Annotated in this window: 13 protein-coding genes; 5 read left to right on the forward strand and 8 right to left on the reverse strand. The window is 70.6% G+C overall.

The features are described from left to right. Positions 1-26 precede the first annotated feature (26 nt). Entirely contained in the window at positions 27-1,475 is a 1,449-nt protein-coding gene (locus V1457_RS06375) for an Hsp70 family protein (protein ID WP_338601353.1), read from the reverse strand. A 329-nt stretch (positions 1,476-1,804) separates the two neighbouring features. Between V1457_RS06375 and V1457_RS06380 the strand changes: the two genes are divergently transcribed. The 3 genes from V1457_RS06380 (at position 1,805) to V1457_RS06390 (ending at position 6,360) form a co-directional block, all read left to right on the forward strand. Then, complete coding sequence (locus V1457_RS06380; protein ID WP_338601356.1) at positions 1,805-2,920, forward strand: IniB N-terminal domain-containing protein; 1,116 nt, start codon at positions 1,805-1,807, stop codon at positions 2,918-2,920. Between the two features lie 162 nt (positions 2,921-3,082). Continuing rightward, positions 3,083-4,894 (forward strand): dynamin family protein, encoded by a 1,812-nt coding sequence (locus V1457_RS06385; RefSeq protein ID WP_200068219.1) that lies wholly within the window; start codon positions 3,083-3,085, stop codon positions 4,892-4,894. Then, positions 4,891-6,360, forward strand: coding sequence for a dynamin family protein (locus V1457_RS06390; protein WP_338601361.1), 1,470 nt, complete (start codon positions 4,891-4,893; stop codon positions 6,358-6,360). The genes V1457_RS06385 and V1457_RS06390 overlap by 4 nt, the downstream gene beginning before the upstream one ends. Before the next feature lie 187 nt (positions 6,361-6,547). Here the strand turns inward: V1457_RS06390 and V1457_RS06395 are convergent, their stop codons facing one another. The 7 genes from V1457_RS06395 to V1457_RS06425 form a co-directional block, all read right to left on the reverse strand. Beyond that, a complete protein-coding gene (locus V1457_RS06395) occupies positions 6,548-7,999 on the reverse strand; it encodes a catalase (protein WP_200068217.1) in 1,452 nt (483 codons plus the stop codon). A 29-nt stretch (positions 8,000-8,028) separates the two neighbouring features. Further along, positions 8,029-8,541, reverse strand: coding sequence for a Fur family transcriptional regulator (locus V1457_RS06400; RefSeq protein ID WP_295139576.1), 513 nt, complete (start codon positions 8,539-8,541; stop codon positions 8,029-8,031). Positions 8,542-8,729: 188 nt separating this feature from the next. Then, on the reverse strand, positions 8,730-10,145 hold the full coding sequence (locus tag V1457_RS06405) for a gluconate:H+ symporter (protein WP_338601368.1): 1,416 nt from the start codon (positions 10,143-10,145) through the stop codon (positions 8,730-8,732). Positions 10,146-10,338: 193 nt separating this feature from the next. Then, positions 10,339-11,838, reverse strand: coding sequence for a gluconokinase (locus V1457_RS06410; RefSeq protein ID WP_200068215.1), 1,500 nt, complete (start codon positions 11,836-11,838; stop codon positions 10,339-10,341). A gap of 78 nt (positions 11,839-11,916) precedes the next feature. Next, the gene (locus V1457_RS06415; protein ID WP_233626597.1) at positions 11,917-12,489 is read right to left on the reverse strand and encodes a Uma2 family endonuclease; all 573 of its coding nucleotides are present in this window, start codon (positions 12,487-12,489) and stop codon (positions 11,917-11,919) included. A gap of 150 nt (positions 12,490-12,639) precedes the next feature. Next, positions 12,640-13,692 carry an aspartate-semialdehyde dehydrogenase gene (locus tag V1457_RS06420; RefSeq protein ID WP_200068214.1) on the reverse strand — a complete coding sequence of 351 codons (1,053 nt, stop codon included), beginning with the start codon at positions 13,690-13,692 and terminating at the stop codon, positions 12,640-12,642. Beyond that, on the reverse strand, positions 13,692-14,957 hold the full coding sequence (locus tag V1457_RS06425; protein ID WP_200068213.1) for an aspartate kinase: 1,266 nt from the start codon (positions 14,955-14,957) through the stop codon (positions 13,692-13,694). The genes V1457_RS06420 and V1457_RS06425 overlap by 1 nt, the downstream gene beginning before the upstream one ends. Before the next feature lie 308 nt (positions 14,958-15,265). Here V1457_RS06425 and V1457_RS06430 point away from each other — a divergent pair, with 308 nt between their 5' ends. Together V1457_RS06430 and V1457_RS06435 are read left to right on the forward strand one after the other, a co-directional pair. Further along, the gene (locus V1457_RS06430) at positions 15,266-16,507 is read left to right on the forward strand and encodes a mannosyltransferase family protein (protein WP_233626595.1); all 1,242 of its coding nucleotides are present in this window, start codon (positions 15,266-15,268) and stop codon (positions 16,505-16,507) included. Between the two features lie 16 nt (positions 16,508-16,523). Further along, positions 16,524-17,117, forward strand: a complete 594-nt coding sequence (locus V1457_RS06435) for a nitroreductase family protein (protein ID WP_338601378.1) — start codon at positions 16,524-16,526, stop codon at positions 17,115-17,117. Positions 17,118-17,123 lie beyond the last annotated feature (6 nt).

Raw genomic sequence — 17,123 nt, forward strand, 5'->3', positions numbered from 1 at the left:
ACGGAACACCTCATAGCTGCGGCGGATCAGCGCTGGGTACTGGTCGTCGGGCTGAGCGGGTGGCCTTCGACGGTCTGCACGAAGGTGAGCGCCAGCCCGGCGAGGATCAGCAGGGCGGCCAGGCTCAACTTCAAGATCTTGAGCCGGCGTTCCCGGTCTTCGTCGGGTGGTTCCACGTACATCGCTTTCACCTGCACCGGTGGCCGCGGTTCGGCTTCCCGCTGGCGCTGGGCTTCGATGATGTCGACCCGGTCCGAATCCGGGCCGCCTTCCACGCGCATCAGCACGCTCGTCTCGGCCGCCGATGCCTGCTGGTCGCTGCCCTTCGACAGCACGCCGACCGCGGAGACCGCGGCGCCGCGGGCGGCGACGAGTTCGGGGGCGGCATCCACCTGCGGCGTCGTCTCCAGGCGTTCGGCCACGATCTGCTTGGCCAGCGGGGTGCGCACCGAGCCGCCCGCGAGCACCACGGCGTCGAGGTCGTCGGCGCCGGTTCCGCCGGAGCTGACCGACGCGGTCTTGCCCGTCCGGGCCGCCCTGTCCGACTCGCTGGACTTGCCCAGTCCCGCGGACTGGATCGACTGCAGCAGCAGTTCCGGAATGCGTTCCAGGTGCCCGCGGCTGAGCTGCTCGAACCGGGAACGGGACAGCGCGAAGTCGGTGCGCACCTGCGGCAGATCCACCCGGACCGTCGCGCCCGGGTGGTACGACAGCGCCTCCTTCGCCCTGGCGCACTCGGCGCGCAGCCCGGCCAGCGCGGCCCGGTGCGTGCGGTCGGTCGGGTCCAGCTCGTCGATGTGCTCGCCGAAGGCTTCCCGCACGTGCCCGAACACCTCGTCGTCGAGGTCCTGCCCGCTGGGGTAACCCGCGTCCAGCGGCGAGCCGAGCACGTCGAACCCGGGCGCGCGGTGCTGCAGCACGGTGGCGTCGAAACCGCTGCCGCCGACGTTGGCGACCGCGACCTTGCCCTGCTCGGTGACCTGCTGCTTGCTCGCGTAGTCCATGGCCACCGCGACCGGCTCCGGCACCATCGTCACGTCGCGCAGCCCCAGCCCGGCCAGGGCTTGGCGCACCAGGTGCGTGCGGAACGGTCCCCACAACGCGCTGTGCGCGAGGGTGATGTGCTCCGCGGGGTGCCCGAGCTGCTGGGCGACCACGTCGGCGACCCACTCGACCATCGAGGCCACCAGCGCCTGCGCGCTGACGAACTCGCTGCCGACCAGCATCGGGGCGTCGTCGCCGACCTGGCGGGTGAAGCCCCGCACGACCCACTCGTGATGGGTCAGTTCCTGCCTGCTCGCCGGTTCACCGGCGACGAACGAGCCGTCCTGGACCCGGCAGAGCACCGTGGGGACGGTTTGCGCGGTCGAGCTCAACGGCAGCGGCTGAGCCGCGCCCCACCGGCCGCCCTCGCGCCGCGCGACGGCCGCCGAGGTGGCCGTGGCCCCCACGTGGATCCCCAGGACGTAAGGCATCGAACCCCTTCCCGTGATCACCTTTTCGGGTCGCTGACGGTACCTGGACACGTTGGGTGCGGAGCAGGTCATCGGACCAGCACGACCGCCTCACGCGCTCAAGGCGGTGACAACTTAGCGCGTCGCCGATCACGCAACGCTGACGGATCCCCCACCAACCCCCTAATCAGGTATCAAGCCCATCCCCTAACAGTGCCCCCACTCACTAGGAGTCGTACCCGATGGCGATCGGCACGCCTCGCAGTAGCGTGCTCGCTGGGAGTGAGGGAGTCAGCACGGCCTCACCCGGTCACACGTAACCGAGTTCCGCTGAGCGAGGAGATAGCGCCATGCACTCTCAGCCGGAAGATGCCCCAGGTCGCGCCGAAACCCCCGACTCCCACCCCGAGGCGGCCGCACCGGACGGACCCACGCTGTACGAGTTCCTGACCAGGATCGTCACCAGTCCGGACGCCCGGTCGGCCTTCGACGCTGATCCGCGCGCCACGCTGGATCAGGCCGGACTCGGGGACATGAGCGCGACGGACGTGCTGCAAGCCACGTCGCTGGTGCTCGACTACGCGCCAGTCGAAGTCGCGGACGAATACGGCCGCTCACTCCAGAGCAGCGTCGAGAAGTTCGCCGCGAACACCCAGCACGTCGCGATCACGGAACTGCATCCCGCACATCCACCCGAGCAGGAAGTTACGGAACTGAGCATGCTGCACTCGGAAAACCCGCCCGCCCCCGCCCCGAACGAGGACCCGGAGTCGGAGACCAACGTCAACGTTGAGCAGACCGACTCGCACAACCTGATCAACGTGCACGACGTCCTGAGCGGCAACGACGTTGCCAACGGGAACGCCGTCGGCGACGTGACCGACGCGGTCGGCAACGTGACCAACACCGTCGACAACACCGTGAGCACCGTCGGCGGCGTCGCCGGTGGCGCGACCGGCGGCGACCTGCCGCTGGACGACCTGACCGGCGCCCTGCCCGCCGCGCTGCCGAACGCCGACGCCGGCTCCGCCGGTGGCCCGATCTCGGGCACCGTCGACGGCGCGCTGGGCACCGTGGGCGACGTGGCCGGCGACGTGCCGGTCGCCGGTGACGTGGCCGGCCCGGCCGTCGACACCGTCGGCGGTGTCGCCGGTGGCGCCGTGGGCACCGTCGAGGGCGTTGCGGGCGGCGCCGTGGGCACCGCCGAGGGCGTCGCCGGTGGCGCGCTGGACACCGCGGGCGACGTGGCGGGCAACGTCCCGGTCGCCGGTGACGTGGCCGGCCCGGCCGTCGACACCGTCAGTGGCGTGGCCGGTGGCGCCGTGGGCACCGCCGAGGGCGTTGCGGGCGGCGCCGTGGGCGCCGTCGGCGGCACCGCCGAGGGCGTCGTGGGCGGCGCCGGAGACGCCGTGGGCGACGTCGCGGGCGGCGCGACCGACTCGCTGCCGCTGGACGGCCTGCTCTGATCCAGCCCGGCAAGGGCTGATCGAGGCGTCAGCATTCTGATCACGAAGGCCGGATTCGTGCGCTTTGCACGAATCCGGCCTTCGTGCTACCACACCACATTCGAGCTACGAGTCACCCGCTCGGGTTTCTCTTCCGAGTGAGAACGGTTCACAATCAACGCCGTGATCGAGACGGCAATGGTGGAACTGATCGATCGCGCGACTGCCGAATGCGCCGAGCAGCAGCGCCCCGACCTGCACAGCCGGCTGCGGCAAATCCGCACGCGCGCGCTCGATCCGGCGCAGCTGGTGCTGATCGTCGGCGAGCCGAAACAGGGCAAAAGCGAACTCGTCAACGCTCTGGTCAACGCCGCCGTCTGCGACGCGGGCGAGGACGCCACCACCGTCGTGCCCACCCTGGTGCGGCATTCCGAACAACCCAACGCGCTGGTCATCGAACAAGAACCGGCGCAGGGCCCCGCGGCGCTGGATCGCGTTCCGGTCCCGGTCGAACAGGTCCGGGAACGCATCGAGCAGGCCATCGGCGACGGCCGACCGGTCTCCCGCGGTGAGGTCGGCCTCCCGCGCGCGGTGCTCAAGGACGGGCTGACGCTGATGGACACCCCCGGCGTCGGCACCACCTCGACCACGCTCACCGCGCGCACGCTGGCCGTGGTGGCCGAGGCGGACGCGCTGCTGATGGTCTCCGACGCCACCCAGGAACTCACGCACAACGAGATCAGCTTCCTGAAGAAGGTCACCAAGCTGTGCCCGAACGTCGCGGTGGTGCAGCCCAAGACCGACCTGAGCCCGCACTGGCGGAAGGTCGTCGAGGTCAACCAGCGCCACCTCGCCGGGGCCGGGATCAGCGCCAAGGTCTTCCCGGTCTCGTCCACGATCCGGCTGCAGGCCATGCACGCCCGCGACGGCAACCTGAACAACGAGTCCGGCTTCCCGCAGCTGGTCGAGCACCTGCGCTCCGAAGCGCTGGGCAAGCACGACCAGCTGACCCGGCGACTGGTCGCGCAGAACGTCGCCGACGCCGTGGACGAGCTCACCGAGACGCTCAAGGCCGAACTGTCCGCGCAGAGCCCGCGAACCGCCGCCGAGACGCTGGTCGAGCTGGAGACCGCGCAGCGCCGTTCCGAGGACCTGCGGCGGTCCACCGGGCACTGGCAGAAGACGCTCAACGACGGCATCGGTGAACTGTTCGCCGACATCGAGTTCGACTTCCGCGAACGCGCCTGGGCGATCACCACCCAGCTCAACGAGACCATGGACGAGGCCGACCCGGTGCTGGTCTGGGACGACTTCGTGGAATGGCTCGAAAACGCGCTCGCCGAGGCCATCGAGGAAACCTTCGGGTGGCTCGACAGCCGCCTCGAACGGCTCAGCGACGAGGTCGCCGACCAGTTCCTGCGGGAACACCCGGGTGCCCGGCCCCGCATCGAGAAACTGCCCAAGCCCGAGCCGTTCGCCGAGGTGGCCGAGCTGAAGTACCCGAAGAACGGGGAGTACCGGCGGCTGGACCAGGTGCTGACCGGGTTGCGCGGGTCCTACGGGGGCGTGCTGATGTTCGGCCTGGTCACCAACATGTTGGGGCTGGGGCTGCTGAACGTCGTGACCATCACGGCGGGCATGCTGCTGGGCACCCGCAGCCTCAGCGAGGAGAAGGACGTGCGCAAGCGGCGCCGCCAGGCCGAGGCGAAGACCTCGGCGCAGCGCTACGTCGAGCAGGTGGCCTTCCAGGTCAACAAGGAGGCCAAGGACGCGATCCGGCGCACCCACCGCACGTTGCACACGCATTTCACGCAGCTCACCGAGGAAGCGCAGTTGGAGATCAGCACCGCCATCCAGGACATCAAGCGCAGCGCGGAGCGCAGCGCGGTGGACCGCGAGGACCGCGCCCGCGAGATCCGCCGCAAGCTGGAGGAGCTGGCGCAGCTGCGCAGGCGGGCCGGGATGCTGACCACGAACCGCATCACCGCGGCATGACCGCTCCCCCCGAAGACCCGCTGCTGGAGCGTTCGCGGTCGCTGCTGATCCGGGCGATGACGTTCTACCGGGACGACCCGCGCACCGCGAGCTGGCTGCGCGGCCGGTTGGAGCGGCTCGACCAGCCGCTGCGGATCGCGGTCAGCGGCAGGGTCAAGTCCGGCAAGTCCACGCTGATCAACGCACTGGTCGGGCAGCGGCTCGCGCCCTCCGACGCAGAGGAGAGCACCCAGGTCAGCACGCTGTACCGGTACGGGCCGGAGCCGAAGATCACCGTGCACACCCCGCACGGCACGGTGCAGAACGTGCCCGTCACGACGCTGGATCCGAGCACGATCCGGGACCTGCAGCGGTGGCGGCCGGACGAGGTGGCGCGGCTGGTGATCGAGGCACCGGTGCCCGGCCTGCAGGCGATCTCGCTGATCGAGACCCCCGGGGTCTCGTCGTCGGCGATGCAGGAGACCGGGCGCTCGGCGCTGGCGCAGATCCTGTCCGAGGCCGACGCGGTGCTGTACCTGACGCGCTATCCGCAGCAGACCGACGTGCAGTTCCTGCAGTCGGTGCACGAGCTGCAGCTGGCGCGGCGGGCTCCGATCAACACGATCGTCGCGTTCTCCCGCGCGGACGAGACCGGCAACGGCGGCAGCGGCGCCTTGCAGGCCGCGGAGCGGATCTCGCTGCGCTATCGCGACGATCCGACGGTGCGCGCGTTCGCGCAGTACGTGATCCCCGTGGTCGGGCTGCTCGGGCAGGCGGCGGCGACGCTCACCGACGAGGACTTCGCCTCGTTGGTGGCGCTGCGGCAGCTTCCGGAGAGCTCGCTGGAAGCACTGCTGCTGTCGGCCGACCGGTTCGCCAACAACAGCACCCCGGAGTCGGTGCCCACCAGCGTGCGGCAAGGACTGCTGGAGAAGTTCGGCCGGTACGGCGTCGCGCAAGCGCTCACCGCCCTCGGCGAAGGGGTTTCCGAACCGAAGAAGCTCTCCGCGCAGCTGCTGGAGGCCAGCAGGCTCAACGATCTGCAGGAAGCGGTGTACCAGCAGTTCATCGAGCGCCAGGAGGCGCTGCGGGCGCGGTCGGCGCTGCTGGCGGTGGACATGGCGCTGCGGGCCAACCCGCGCCCGGGCGTGCAGCAGCTGCTCGGCGAGTTCGAGCGCCTGCTGGCGAACGCGCCGGAGTGGGAGGAGCTGCGGCTGCTCTCGGCACTGCAGTCGGGCCAGCTCAGCTTCCCCCGCCCGCTGCAGAACGAGGCGCGGCGGCTGCTCGGCGGGCAGGGCCAGGACGCCCCGTCCCGCCTGGGCCAGGAATCCGACACGCTGGAGTCGATCCTCGCGGAGGAGGCGAGTTCGGCGCTGGCGCGGTGGCGGGACCAGCTGGTGAACCCGATGCACGACCGCGCGCACCGGGAAGCCGTCCGGGTCGTGCTGCGCAGCTGCGAACGCATCATCGCCGCGCGGATGCGGTAGCGCGGCACCGCCCGCGCATCGATTCCTCGACCCGATCCGCGAAAGAAGACGCCAGGCCCGGGAACTCGTCCCGGACCTGGCGTCCGTGGTGGGATTCCGCAGTCAGCGGACGGCGCGGCGGCTCCGCCGGAGCCCGCGCCGGTGCGTCAACCGGCGCCGGGGGGCCGGCGCCGTTGCCGCGAACCGATCAGGCGCCCTGCACCTTCTCGGCGATCTTGTCGCCGGTCGCCTTGTCGACGCTGCGCCAGTAGTTCAGCGCCTTGTCCTGGATCGGCTTGGTCACGCCGCCGTTGATGTGCCCGGCGACGTTGTCGATGAACCGTGCCCGCTCCTCGTCGCTGAACACGTTGCGCACCATCGCGCCCGGCTGCCCGAAGTCGTCGTCCTCGGAGTGCAGCGCGTAGGCCGACCGCAGGACCTCCTGCTCCAGGTTCGCCGGAGCCTCGTCCTCACCGGAGCGCGCGCTGTCGGCGTGCGGACCGCCGTAGGAGTTCGGCGCGTACACCGGGTCGCCGTGGCCGAAGCTGTAGCGCATCTGGCCGTCCTTGGAGTAGCTGTTGACCTCCGAGACCGGGCGGTTGACCGGTAGGTCCATGTAGTTGGCGCCGATCCGGTACCGGTGCGCGTCCGGGTAGGCGAACAACCGGCCCTGCAGCATCTTGTCCGGCGAGGTGCCGATGCCCGGAACCAGGTTCGACGGCTCGAACGCGGCCTGCTCGATCTGGGCGAAGTAGTTCTCCGGGTTCCTGTTCAGCACGAACCGGCCGACCTTGATCAGCGGGTAGTCGCCGTGCGGCCAGATCTTGGTCAGGTCGAACGGGTTGAACCGGTAGTCCGCCGCGTCGGTGTAGGGCATGACCTGCACGTACAGCGTCCAGCTCGGGTACTCGCCGCCCTTGATCGAGGTCCACAGGTCGCGGATGTGGTGGTCCCCGTCGGCACCGGCGAGCCGGTCGGCCTCGGCCTGCGGCAGGAAGTCGTGGCCCTGGTCGGTCTTGAAGTGGTACTTGACCCAGAACTTCTCGCCGCCCGCGTTCTGCCACAGGTAGGTGTGCGACCCGTAGAGGTTCATGTGCCGCCAGGTCTTGGGCAGCCCGCGGTCACCCATCAGCCAGGTCACCTGGTGCGCCGACTCCGGGCACTGGGTCCAGAAGTCCCACTGCATGTCGTTGTCGCGCAGGTGGTTGTCGGCGCGGCGCTTCTGCGAGTGGATGAAGTCCGGGAACTTGATCGCGTCCCGGATGAAGAACACCGGGGTGTTGTTGCCGACGAGGTCGTAGTTGCCCTCGCTGGTGTAGAACTTGATCGCGGTGCCGCGCGGGTCGCGCCAGGTGTCGGGGGAACCGAGCTCGCCTGCGACCGAGGAGAACCGGATCAGCGTTTCGGTCTTGGCGCCGGGCTGGAACACCGCGGCCTTGGTGAACTGGCTGACGTCCTCGGTGACCTCGAAGAAGCCGAACGCGCCGCCGCCCTTGGCGTGCACCACGCGCTCCGGCACGCGCTCCCGGTTGAACTGCGCGTTCTTCTCGATCAAGTAGTGGTCCTGCAGCAGGACCGGGCCGTTCGGGCCGGCGGTGAGCGAGTGGTCGTCGCTGCCGACCGGGATCCCGGCGTTGGTCGTCGTGGGCCTTGGCGTCACGAGCGTCCCTCCTAGTGGTGGTGGCTTCGTCAGTGCTGCCCGTCGGGCAGCGGTTCGGTTGCCGTGCGGCGGCAGTCCGGGCACCGGCCCCAGAACACGATCTCGGCCTCGTCCACCTCGTACCCGGCCGTGGTGGACGGGGCCAGGCACGGCGCGGCGCCGCGGACGCAGTCGACGTCCGTGGTCCGGCCGCAGCCCCGGCAGACCAGGTGGTGGTGGTTGTCGGCGGTGCGGGTCTCGAACCGGGCGGGGTGCCCGGCCGGTTCGATGCGCCGCAGCAGCCCGGCTTGGTTGCACGCGTGCAGCACGTCGTAGACGGCCTGCGTGGACACCGCACCGAGTTCGCGGCGCACCGCGCTCGCCGCCTGCTCGGCGGTCGAGTGCGGATTCCCGGTCAACCACCGCAGCACCGCCACGCGCGGTTTGGTGGCCCGCAGTCCGGCCTCGCGCAGCAGCTCGCGGATCCGGGTCACCTCGTGACCGGCCGCGTGCTCGCCGTCGTCCGGGATCAGCCTGTCGTCCGGGGTCGCGCTGGGTTCCATGGCACTTCGAGTATGCCACGGCCAGATTGGAACGAGTCAAGAAAAAACGCCGCTGTCGCGCATCTCATCCGGGGGAATTCGCCTGCCGGCCCCGGTTGCGCGCGGACGGCTCCGCAGCGGCGGCTCCGGGCAGCATGGCATCTCCCGGCACGTTCGCCCGGTGATCTCGGCCCCGCCGGGCGAGCCGGTCACAGCACCAGCGACAGCCCCCAGGTGATGGCGAACCCGATCAGGCCGATCAGCGTCTCCAGCACCGTCCAGGTCCGCAGCGTCGTCGGCACGTCCATCCCCAGCAGCCGCCCGATCAGCCAGAACCCGGAGTCGTTGACGTGCGAGAGCACGGTCGCCCCGGCCGCGATGGCGAGCACGATCAGGCACACGTCGGCGGGCGAGAGCCCTTGGGCGGCGTGCACCGCGGGCGCGATGAACCCGGCCGCCGTGGTCAGCGCGACCGTCGCCGAACCCTGCGCCACCCGCATCACCATCGCGATCACGAACGCGGCCAGGATCAGCGGAATGCCCAGCGCGTTGAGCGCGCCCGCGAGTGCCTGGCCCACACCCCCGGCTTCCAGCACCGCACCGAACATGCCGCCCGCGCCGGTCACCAGGATCACCGCTGCGATCGGCCCGAGGCAGTCGGTGAGCTGCTGCTCGATCTCGGCCGCGCGCATCCCGCGGCGCAAGCCGAGCAGCACGCAGGCGACCAGCACCGAGATCACCAGCGCGACCGGGCTCTCCCCGATCAACGTGGCGATCTGCACCCACTGCGCCGAGTCGTCGACGACGCCGGCTTCGGCCAGCGTGCTCAGGCCGGTGTTGAGCAGGATCAGCAACAGCGGCAGCAGCAGCATGGCGATCACCGTGAACGCGGACGGCCCGCCCGCCGGATCGTCTTCGTCCTGCTCGCCCTCGGCGGTCACGGACATCTCGGGCACCGGCAGGTAGATGCGTTCCCCCGCCCACCGGCCGAACCCGTAACCGGCGATCAACCAGGTGGGCACCGCGACGACCAGGCCCAGCAGCACCAGCAGCCCGATGTCCGCACCGAGCAGTCCCGCCGCGGCCACCGGCCCCGGGTGCGGCGGCAGGAACACGTGCATCACGGCGAACCCGCCCGCGACCGGCAACCCGTAGCGCAGCACCGAGCCGCCGAGCCTGCGCGCCACCGAAAACACGATCGGCAAGAAGATGATCACACCGGCGTCCAGGAAGATCGGGAAGCCGAACAGCATCCCCGCCACCCCCAGCGCGAACGGCGCCCGCCGCTCGCCGAACCGCCGGACCAGCGCACGCGCCAGCACCGCGGCACCGCCGGAGATCTCCAGCATCCGGCCGAGCATCGCGCCGAGCGCCACCAGCAACGCCACTTCGGCGAGCGTTTCGCCGAGCCCGCCGAGCAAGGTGTCCATCACCTCGCCCACCGGCACCTGCAACGCGAGCGCGGAGCCCAGGCTGACCAGCAGCAGCGCGATGAGCGGCTGCATCTTCAGGGCCATGATCAGCACGAGCAGCACGGCGATCGACGCGGCCGCGATGGCCAGCGCGGGCCCGGCGCTGAGGGCCGGGACTACTGGTTCGGCGCCTTGCGCCAGCAGGTTCGGCACGGCGGAATCCCCTCGCGGTCACGACGTTGTGCACGATCGGCAGAACCGAGGTTCGAGATCGTGACAACTCGATCCCGTCGCGGGCCAGCCCCGCGCAGCCCCGGCCGCGCAAGCGTCACGCAACCGCAACCCGGGTGCCCGAGCACGCCCCGCCGTTCGGCGCAGCCGCCCGCCCCGAACAGCGGTACCGCGGTCAGAGTTCGAGCGCTCGCAGGGCCCGGTGCAGCTGATCCACCAGCGGCCTGCGGCGGGTCATCAGCTCGGCGGCCGCCGGGTCCGGCGAGACCACCCGCTCCGGGTGCACGAACCCGCCCGCTTCCTCCAGCGAGTCGAACTCGCCCAACGCCCGCCAGCCCAGCAGCACCGCGCCGAGCCCGGAGCCGCCGCTGCTCTCGGCGAGCTGCAGATCGAGGTCCAGCGCTGCGGAGATCGCCTCCGCCCACACCGGACTGCGGAAACCGCCCCCGGTCGCGCGCACGGCCCGCACCTGCGCACCCGCGTCGAGCACCGCGTCCCGCACCAGCGCGAGCTGCTGCGCGACGCCCTCGACGACGGCCCGGGTCATCTCGGCCCGCCCGTGCGACTTGCGCAGGCCCACGAACGCGCCGGTCAGGTCCGCTTCCCACCAGGGCGCGCGTTCTCCCAGCAGGTACGGCAGGGCCATGAGCCCGTCCGCGCCGGGAGCCACCTCCCGCGCTTCGTCGAGCAGCTCGGCCACGTCGACGCCGAAGGCGTCGGCCGCCCACTGCCCGACGACGGCTCCGTTGCTCACCGCTCCGCCGACGACCCACAAGCCTTCGGCGAGCGCGTAGCTGAACGTCCGGCACCGGTCATCGATGCCCGGCTTCTCCCGGACCACCCGCAGTGCCCCGCTCGTGCCCAGGGACAATGCCGCCACACCCGGCCGGATCGCGCCCACGCCCAGATTGGCCAGCGGTCCGTCACCACCGCCCAGCGCGACCGGCAGCCCTTCCGGCAGCCCCGTCCTGCGCGCCATCTCGGCCCCGAGCGCCACGGTGTCCACAGGCGACTTGATCTCGGGCAGCTGCTCCGCCCGCACCCCGGCGACCTCCAGCGCGTCCGGATGCCATTGCAGGCTCTGCATGTCCTGCAAGCCGCTGCCGGACGCGAGCGAGTAGTCGGTGACGAACTCGCCTGCGAACTCCTCGAAGACGAAGTCCTTCAGCGCGCACCACCGGTCGGCCGTGCGCGCCAAGTCCGGGTACTTCCCGGTCAGCCAGGCCAGCTTCACCATCACCGACTGGGTGTGCACCGGTGTGCCGGTGGCCCGGTGCAGCTCGGCAGCGGTCTCGGAATGCCCGGTCGAGTCCGCGGTCCCGGAGGTCCGCAGCCGCCGCGCCATCTCGGACGCCTGCGTGTCGGCCCAGTTGAACGACGGCGTCACCGGTGTCCCGGCGGAGTCCAAGCCGAGGATCGTGTGCATCGCGGTGCTGAACGACAGCGCCCGCACCTCGTGGCCGTGGCTGCGGGTCCACTCGACGCACTCGATCAACGCCTCGATCGCCGCATCGCGCACCGTGGCCGGGTCCTGCGTCGCCTCCCCCGGCTGCTCGGTGCGCAACGGGTAGCCGCGCTCGGTCTGGTGCAGCACCTTCGCTTCGCGAGTGGCGGCGACGACCTTGGTCGACGTGGTGCCGAGATCAATGCCGAGAACGACCGCTGCGGAGCTCATGACCCCAACCTATCCGGGCCGCCGACCGCCACCTCCGCACGGAGGAGCTACTCGCGACTTCGGAAGCGCCTGGGACGTTCAGCGTTCCGGCGAGCGTACGGCCAGCGCGGAAAGGTCGACTGCCAGCTCGAACGGGTCGGTCGTTTTGAACATTCCGCCACCTTCGAAGCAGCTCGCGTACGCACCGTCGTGCAGTCTGAGCGCACTGATCGTCACAGAGCTGTCGATGTCCAGGATCCAGTAGTGCTGGATACCGGCTTGCGCGTACTCGTGCACCTTCATCAACCGGTCGATCCGGCCCGAGCCGGGCGAGACGACCTCGACCGCGACTGCGACGTCGTTGGCGTACAAGCGGTTCGGGTTCGCGTCGAACGCCATGGTGGGGGCGAGGACGACGTCGGGGATGCGCAGCGTCGGCGGGAATCGCGCGTCGAGCGCGACTTCGACGTCCTGCAGCGCTTCCCACTTCGACGGAAGTTGTTCGTCCAAGCTCGAGGTGATCCGCTTGACGACGCGCTGGTGAACGGCTGCTGCCTTGGGGGACACCTGGAGAAGACCTTCCTGGAGCTCGTAGCGCCGCGAGTTGTCCTCGGGGAGGCGGTCGAACTCCTCCAGCGTCAGCAGATGATCGGGCCAACTCATCGCGGTCATACCTCCATCATCGGCGCTACCAGGCGAGCTCTTGATCGACTCTTATGATCAACACTCGGTCAGGTGACTCGCGCGATCCCTGCCGCAGACAATAGAAGGGCGCCTCCCTCCGCACCAGGAGGAAGGCGCCCCACCGGACCCGCGCCGGGATCACCGCACCAGCGTCTCCGCGATCTCGTAGGTGTTCAGCGCCGCGCCCTTGCGCAGGTTGTCACCGCAGACGAAGAACTCCAGCGTGCTCGGGAAGTCCAGCGCCTGCCGCACCCGCCCGACGTAGGTCGGATCGGCGCCGACGACCCCGGCCGGAGTGGGGAAGTCCAGCTCGTCCGGGTCGTCCTGCAGCACGATCGACGGCTGCGACTCGAACACCCGGTGCGCCTCCGGCACGGTGACCTCGCGCTCGAACACCGCGTGCACCGCCAGCGCGTGCGTGGTCACCACCGGCACCCGCACGCAGGTCGCGGAGACCTTCAGCTCCGGGATGCCGAGGATCTTGCGGGACTCGTTGCGGACCTTGAGCTCCTCGGAGGTCCACCCGTCGCCCTTGGCCGAGCCCGCCCACGGCACCACGTTCAGCGCCAGCGGAGCCTTGAACGGCGTCTCCTCCGGCAGCCCGGCCGCGATCAGCGCCTCGGCCACGTCGCCGGCCCGCACGCCGAGCTGCTTGCCCGCGATGGCCGCGATCTCGTCGTAGAGCCGGTCGACGCCTTCCTGCCCGGCACCGGACGCCGCCTGGTACGAGGACACGACCAGCTCGCGCAGCCCGAACTCGCGGTGCAGCGCACCGAGCGCAGCCATCATCGACAGCGTCGTGCAGTTCGGGTTGGCGATGATGCCGCGCGGGCGCTCGTGCACCTTCTCCGGGTTGACCTCGGGCACCACCAGCGGAACCTCGGGGTCCATCCGGAACGCGCCGGAGTTGTCCACCGCGATGGCACCGCGCTCGGCCGCGATCGGCGCCCACTGCGCGGAGATCTCGTCCGGCACGTCGAACAGCACGATGTCCACGCCGTCGAACGCTTCCGGGGCGAGTTCGACCACTGTGGTCTCCCGCCCGCGCACGGTGATCTTCTTGCCCGCGGAGCGGGCCGAGGCGATCAGCCGGACCTCGTCCCACGGCACCGACTCGCGCTGGTTGATGATGTCGATCATGACGCTGCCGACGGCGCCGGTGGCGCCGACGATCGCAACGGTGGGGGCCATCAGCGACCACTCCCCGCGTACACGACTGCCTCTTCCTCGCCACCGAGCTCGAACGCGGCGTGCAGCGCGCTGACCGCGTCCGCCAGCTGGGTGTCCCGGACCAGCACCGAGATCCGGATCTCCGAGGTGTTGATGATCTCGATGTTCACACCCGCGTCGGACAGCGCCTCGCAGAACGTCGCGGTGACCCCGGGGTGCGAGCGCATCCCGGCTCCCACCAGCGAGACCTTGCCGACGTTGTCGTCGTAGACGACCTCCTCGAAGCCCACCGCGGCGGAGATCTTCTCCAGCTCGGCGACCGCCTCCGGGCCGTTGTCCCTGGACACGGTGAACGTGACGTCGGTGCGCCCGGAGCTGGTGCCGGAAACGTTCTGCAGCACCATGTCGATGTCGATCTCGGCGTCGGCGACCGCGCGGAAGATCTTGCCCGCGACGCCCCGGTTGTCCGGTACACCGCGCACGGTGACCTTGGCCTCCGACCGGTCGTGCGCCACGCCGGTGATCATCGCCTGTTCCACGGAAAGGTCCTCCACTGAGCCGGAAACGATCGTTCCGGGCTTGGGTGAGTACGACGAGCGGACGTGCAGCGGGACGCCGTAGCGGCGGGCGTACTCGACCGCGCGCAGGTGCAGCACCTTCGCGCCGGTCGCGGCCAGCTCCAGCATCTCCTCGTAGGTCACGCGCTCCAGCTGCTTGGCGTCGGGAGCGATCCGCGGGTCCGCGGTGTAGACGCCGTCCACGTCGGTGTAGATCTCGCAGACGTCGGCCTTCATCGCCGCGGCGACCGCGACGGCGGTGGTGTCCGAACCGCCCCGGCCGAGCGTGGTGATGTCCTTGGTGTCCTGGGCGACGCCCTGGAAACCGGCCACCAGCACCACTTGGCCCTCGGCGAGGGCTTCCTGCACGCGCCCCGGCGTGACGTCGATGATCCGCGCGTTCTGGTGCGCCGCGGTGGTGATCACCCCGGCCTGCGAGCCGGAGAACGAGCGCGCCTCGACGCCGAGCGCCTCGACGGCCATCGCCACGAGCGCGTTGGAGATCCGCTCCCCCGCGGTGAGCAGCATGTCCAGCTCCCGCTCCGGCGGGGCGGGGTTGACCTGCTGAGCCAGGTCCAGCATTTCGTCGGTGGTGTCGCCCATCGCCGAGCACACGACGACCACGTCGTTGCCCGCTTTGCGGGTCTCCACGATGCGTTCGGCGACCCGTTTGATCCGGTCGGCACTTTCCAGCGAGGAACCGCCGTACTTCTGGACGACGAGCGCCACGTGAAACAAACCTCCTCGCGCCGTTCCTCGGGTGTGGGTGCCCGCAGGAAGCGGTCGTCCCGGGCACGGGGTGGCCCCCCGCACTGACGCCGGTGGACGAAGAGCACCAGCGCGGTGCCGCCGCCGACGGCGACGTACCGGGGAGCCCCGCGACCAGCGAGAAGCAGCTTCGACCGGTCCGGTCGGGCGGCCGCTCACGGGTCGCTCCGCTGCTGCACCAGCCTACCGAACCAGCACCGTCCGGCCCCACCTCCCGGACCGGCTACTAGCCTGGCGAACCGGTTTGTCGACAAGGGCGGAGGAGCGGGTTGTCCACCACTCCCGAAGCGGTCGGGCCGGATCCCTCGCCGACCGGGGAAGCGGCACGTACCCAGCGGCAACAGCGGGTATCGGGCCGGTGGGCGCAGGCTCTGGAGAAGCTGTCGCACCCCGGCGGCCGCTGGTCCTTCCTGGCACCCGGTGTGGTTTACCTCGCAATCCGCCTGTTCGGGCTGCTGGTGCTCGCGCTGATGTCCGCGGCCAACAGCGAGTCGCTGCTGGACAACCTCTCGTCCTGGGACGGCGAGTGGTACCTGGAGATCGCCGCGCACGGCTACGGCGGCGTCGACCCGGGCATGGTCGACGGTTACGGGCACCGCTCCCCCGAGACGCCGCTGGCGTTCTTCCCCGGCTACCCGGTGCTGGTGCAGCTGCTCGACCTGCTGCCCGGCGTGGGCGTGCAGGGCGCGGCCATCGCGGTGAGCTTGTTGACCGGCATCGCCGCCGCTTACGGACTGGTCCGGATCGGGCGCCTGGTGAGCGGCTCGCACGGCGTGGGGTTGCTGCTGGTGGTGCTGTTCGCCGCGTCGCCGATGGCGGTGACCCTGTCGATGGCCTACTCGGAGGCGCTGTTCTGCGCGCTTTCGGTGTGGGCGCTGGTCGGCGTGCTGGAGCGGAACTGGACGCTGGCCGGGTTGTGCTGCGCGGCGTCCGGGCTGGTGCGGCCTACCGCTGCCGCGCTGATCGGCGTGGTCGGGCTGGCCGCGCTGGTGGCGATCTTCCAGCGCCGGGACTCGTGGCGGCCGTGGCTGGCGGTGCTGCTCGCGCCGGCCGGGCTGGCGGCTTACGTGGGCTGGGTGGCGTTGCAGACCGGCTCGCTGGACGGCTACTTCAAGCTGCAGCAGCGCGGCTGGTCGTCGGCGTTCGACGGCGGCTGGGCGACCGGCAAGTTCGCCCTGGAAGCGTTGTCGCAGGACAAGTCGGTGCTGGAGACGTTCACCGTCTGGATCGTGCTGGCCGCGCTGGTGCTGATGGTGCTGTGCGTGCGGAACCGGTTGCCGTGGCCGCTGGTGCTGTTCGCGTTCGCGGTGCTGGCGATGGACTTGGGCTCGGACGGCCTGATGTACTCCAAGGTCCGGTTGATGCTTCCCGCGTTCCCGCTGCTGATCCCGGTCGCGATGGGCTTGGCGCACCGCCGCCGCACGACCGCGGTGTGCTCGGCCGCGCTGATCGTGTGCTTCGGTGCGTGGTTCGGCGCTTACTCACTCACGGCGTGGCCGTACGCGATCTGACCGCAGGAGGATTCCGATGGGCGAGAAGGACGCGGTGACCTCGGTTCCGCTGCACCCGTTGCTGGCCTCCCGGTGGAGCCCGCGAGCGCTGGATCCGGCTTTCCAGCTGGCCGAAGCGCAGTTCACCGCGCTGTTCGAAGCCGCGCGCTGGGCGCCGTCCTGGGGCAACACCCAACCGGCCCGCTACCTGGCCGGACGCCGGGGCGAGCCGACGTTCGACCGGATCCACGGCACCCTCTCGCGCGGTAACCGGGGCTGGGCGGCTTCGGCCGCAGCGCTGGCGATCGGTCTCGCGCAGACCGTCGCCGACGACGGCGAGCCGCTGCCGTACGCCGCGTACGGCTTGGGTCTGGCCAGCGAGAACCTGGTGCTGCAAGCGGTCGCGGAAGGCTTGGTGGCGCACCAGATGGCCGGTTTCGACCGCGAAGCCGCGCGGGCCGAGTTCGCGGTACCCGGCGATTTCGAGCCGATGGTCGCGATCGCGGTGGGCGCGCCGGGCAACGCGGACGAGCTGCCGGACCGGCTGCAGCAGAAGGAGCAGGCGCCGCGCACCCGGAAACCCTTGGCAGAGCTGGTTTTCACGGACGGTTGGGGAAGCCCCCGGTACTGAAATCCG

This window comes from Saccharopolyspora sp. SCSIO 74807 (assembly GCF_037023755.1).
GTDB classification, from domain to species: Bacteria; Actinomycetota; Actinomycetes; order Mycobacteriales; family Pseudonocardiaceae; genus Saccharopolyspora_C; species Saccharopolyspora_C galaxeae.

What these genes read in the sequence shown, in the direction of transcription:
- V1457_RS06415 (WP_233626597.1), bottom strand. Translation starts at nt 12,489, where the DNA reads ATGACCGCGATGAGTTGGCCCGATCATCTGCTGACGCTGGAGGAGTTC.
- V1457_RS06435 (WP_338601378.1), top strand. Translation starts at nt 16,524, where the DNA reads ATGGGCGAGAAGGACGCGGTGACCTCGGTTCCGCTGCACCCGTTGCTG.
- V1457_RS06375 (WP_338601353.1), bottom strand. Translation starts at nt 1,475, where the DNA reads ATGCCTTACGTCCTGGGGATCCACGTGGGGGCCACGGCCACCTCGGCG.
- V1457_RS06410 (WP_200068215.1), bottom strand. Translation starts at nt 11,838, where the DNA reads ATGAGCTCCGCAGCGGTCGTTCTCGGCATTGATCTCGGCACCACGTCG.
- V1457_RS06400 (WP_295139576.1), bottom strand. Translation starts at nt 8,541, where the DNA reads ATGGAACCCAGCGCGACCCCGGACGACAGGCTGATCCCGGACGACGGC.
- V1457_RS06380 (WP_338601356.1), top strand. Translation starts at nt 1,805, where the DNA reads ATGCACTCTCAGCCGGAAGATGCCCCAGGTCGCGCCGAAACCCCCGAC.
- V1457_RS06420 (WP_200068214.1), bottom strand. Translation starts at nt 13,692, where the DNA reads ATGGCCCCCACCGTTGCGATCGTCGGCGCCACCGGCGCCGTCGGCAGC.
- V1457_RS06390 (WP_338601361.1), top strand. Translation starts at nt 4,891, where the DNA reads ATGACCGCTCCCCCCGAAGACCCGCTGCTGGAGCGTTCGCGGTCGCTG.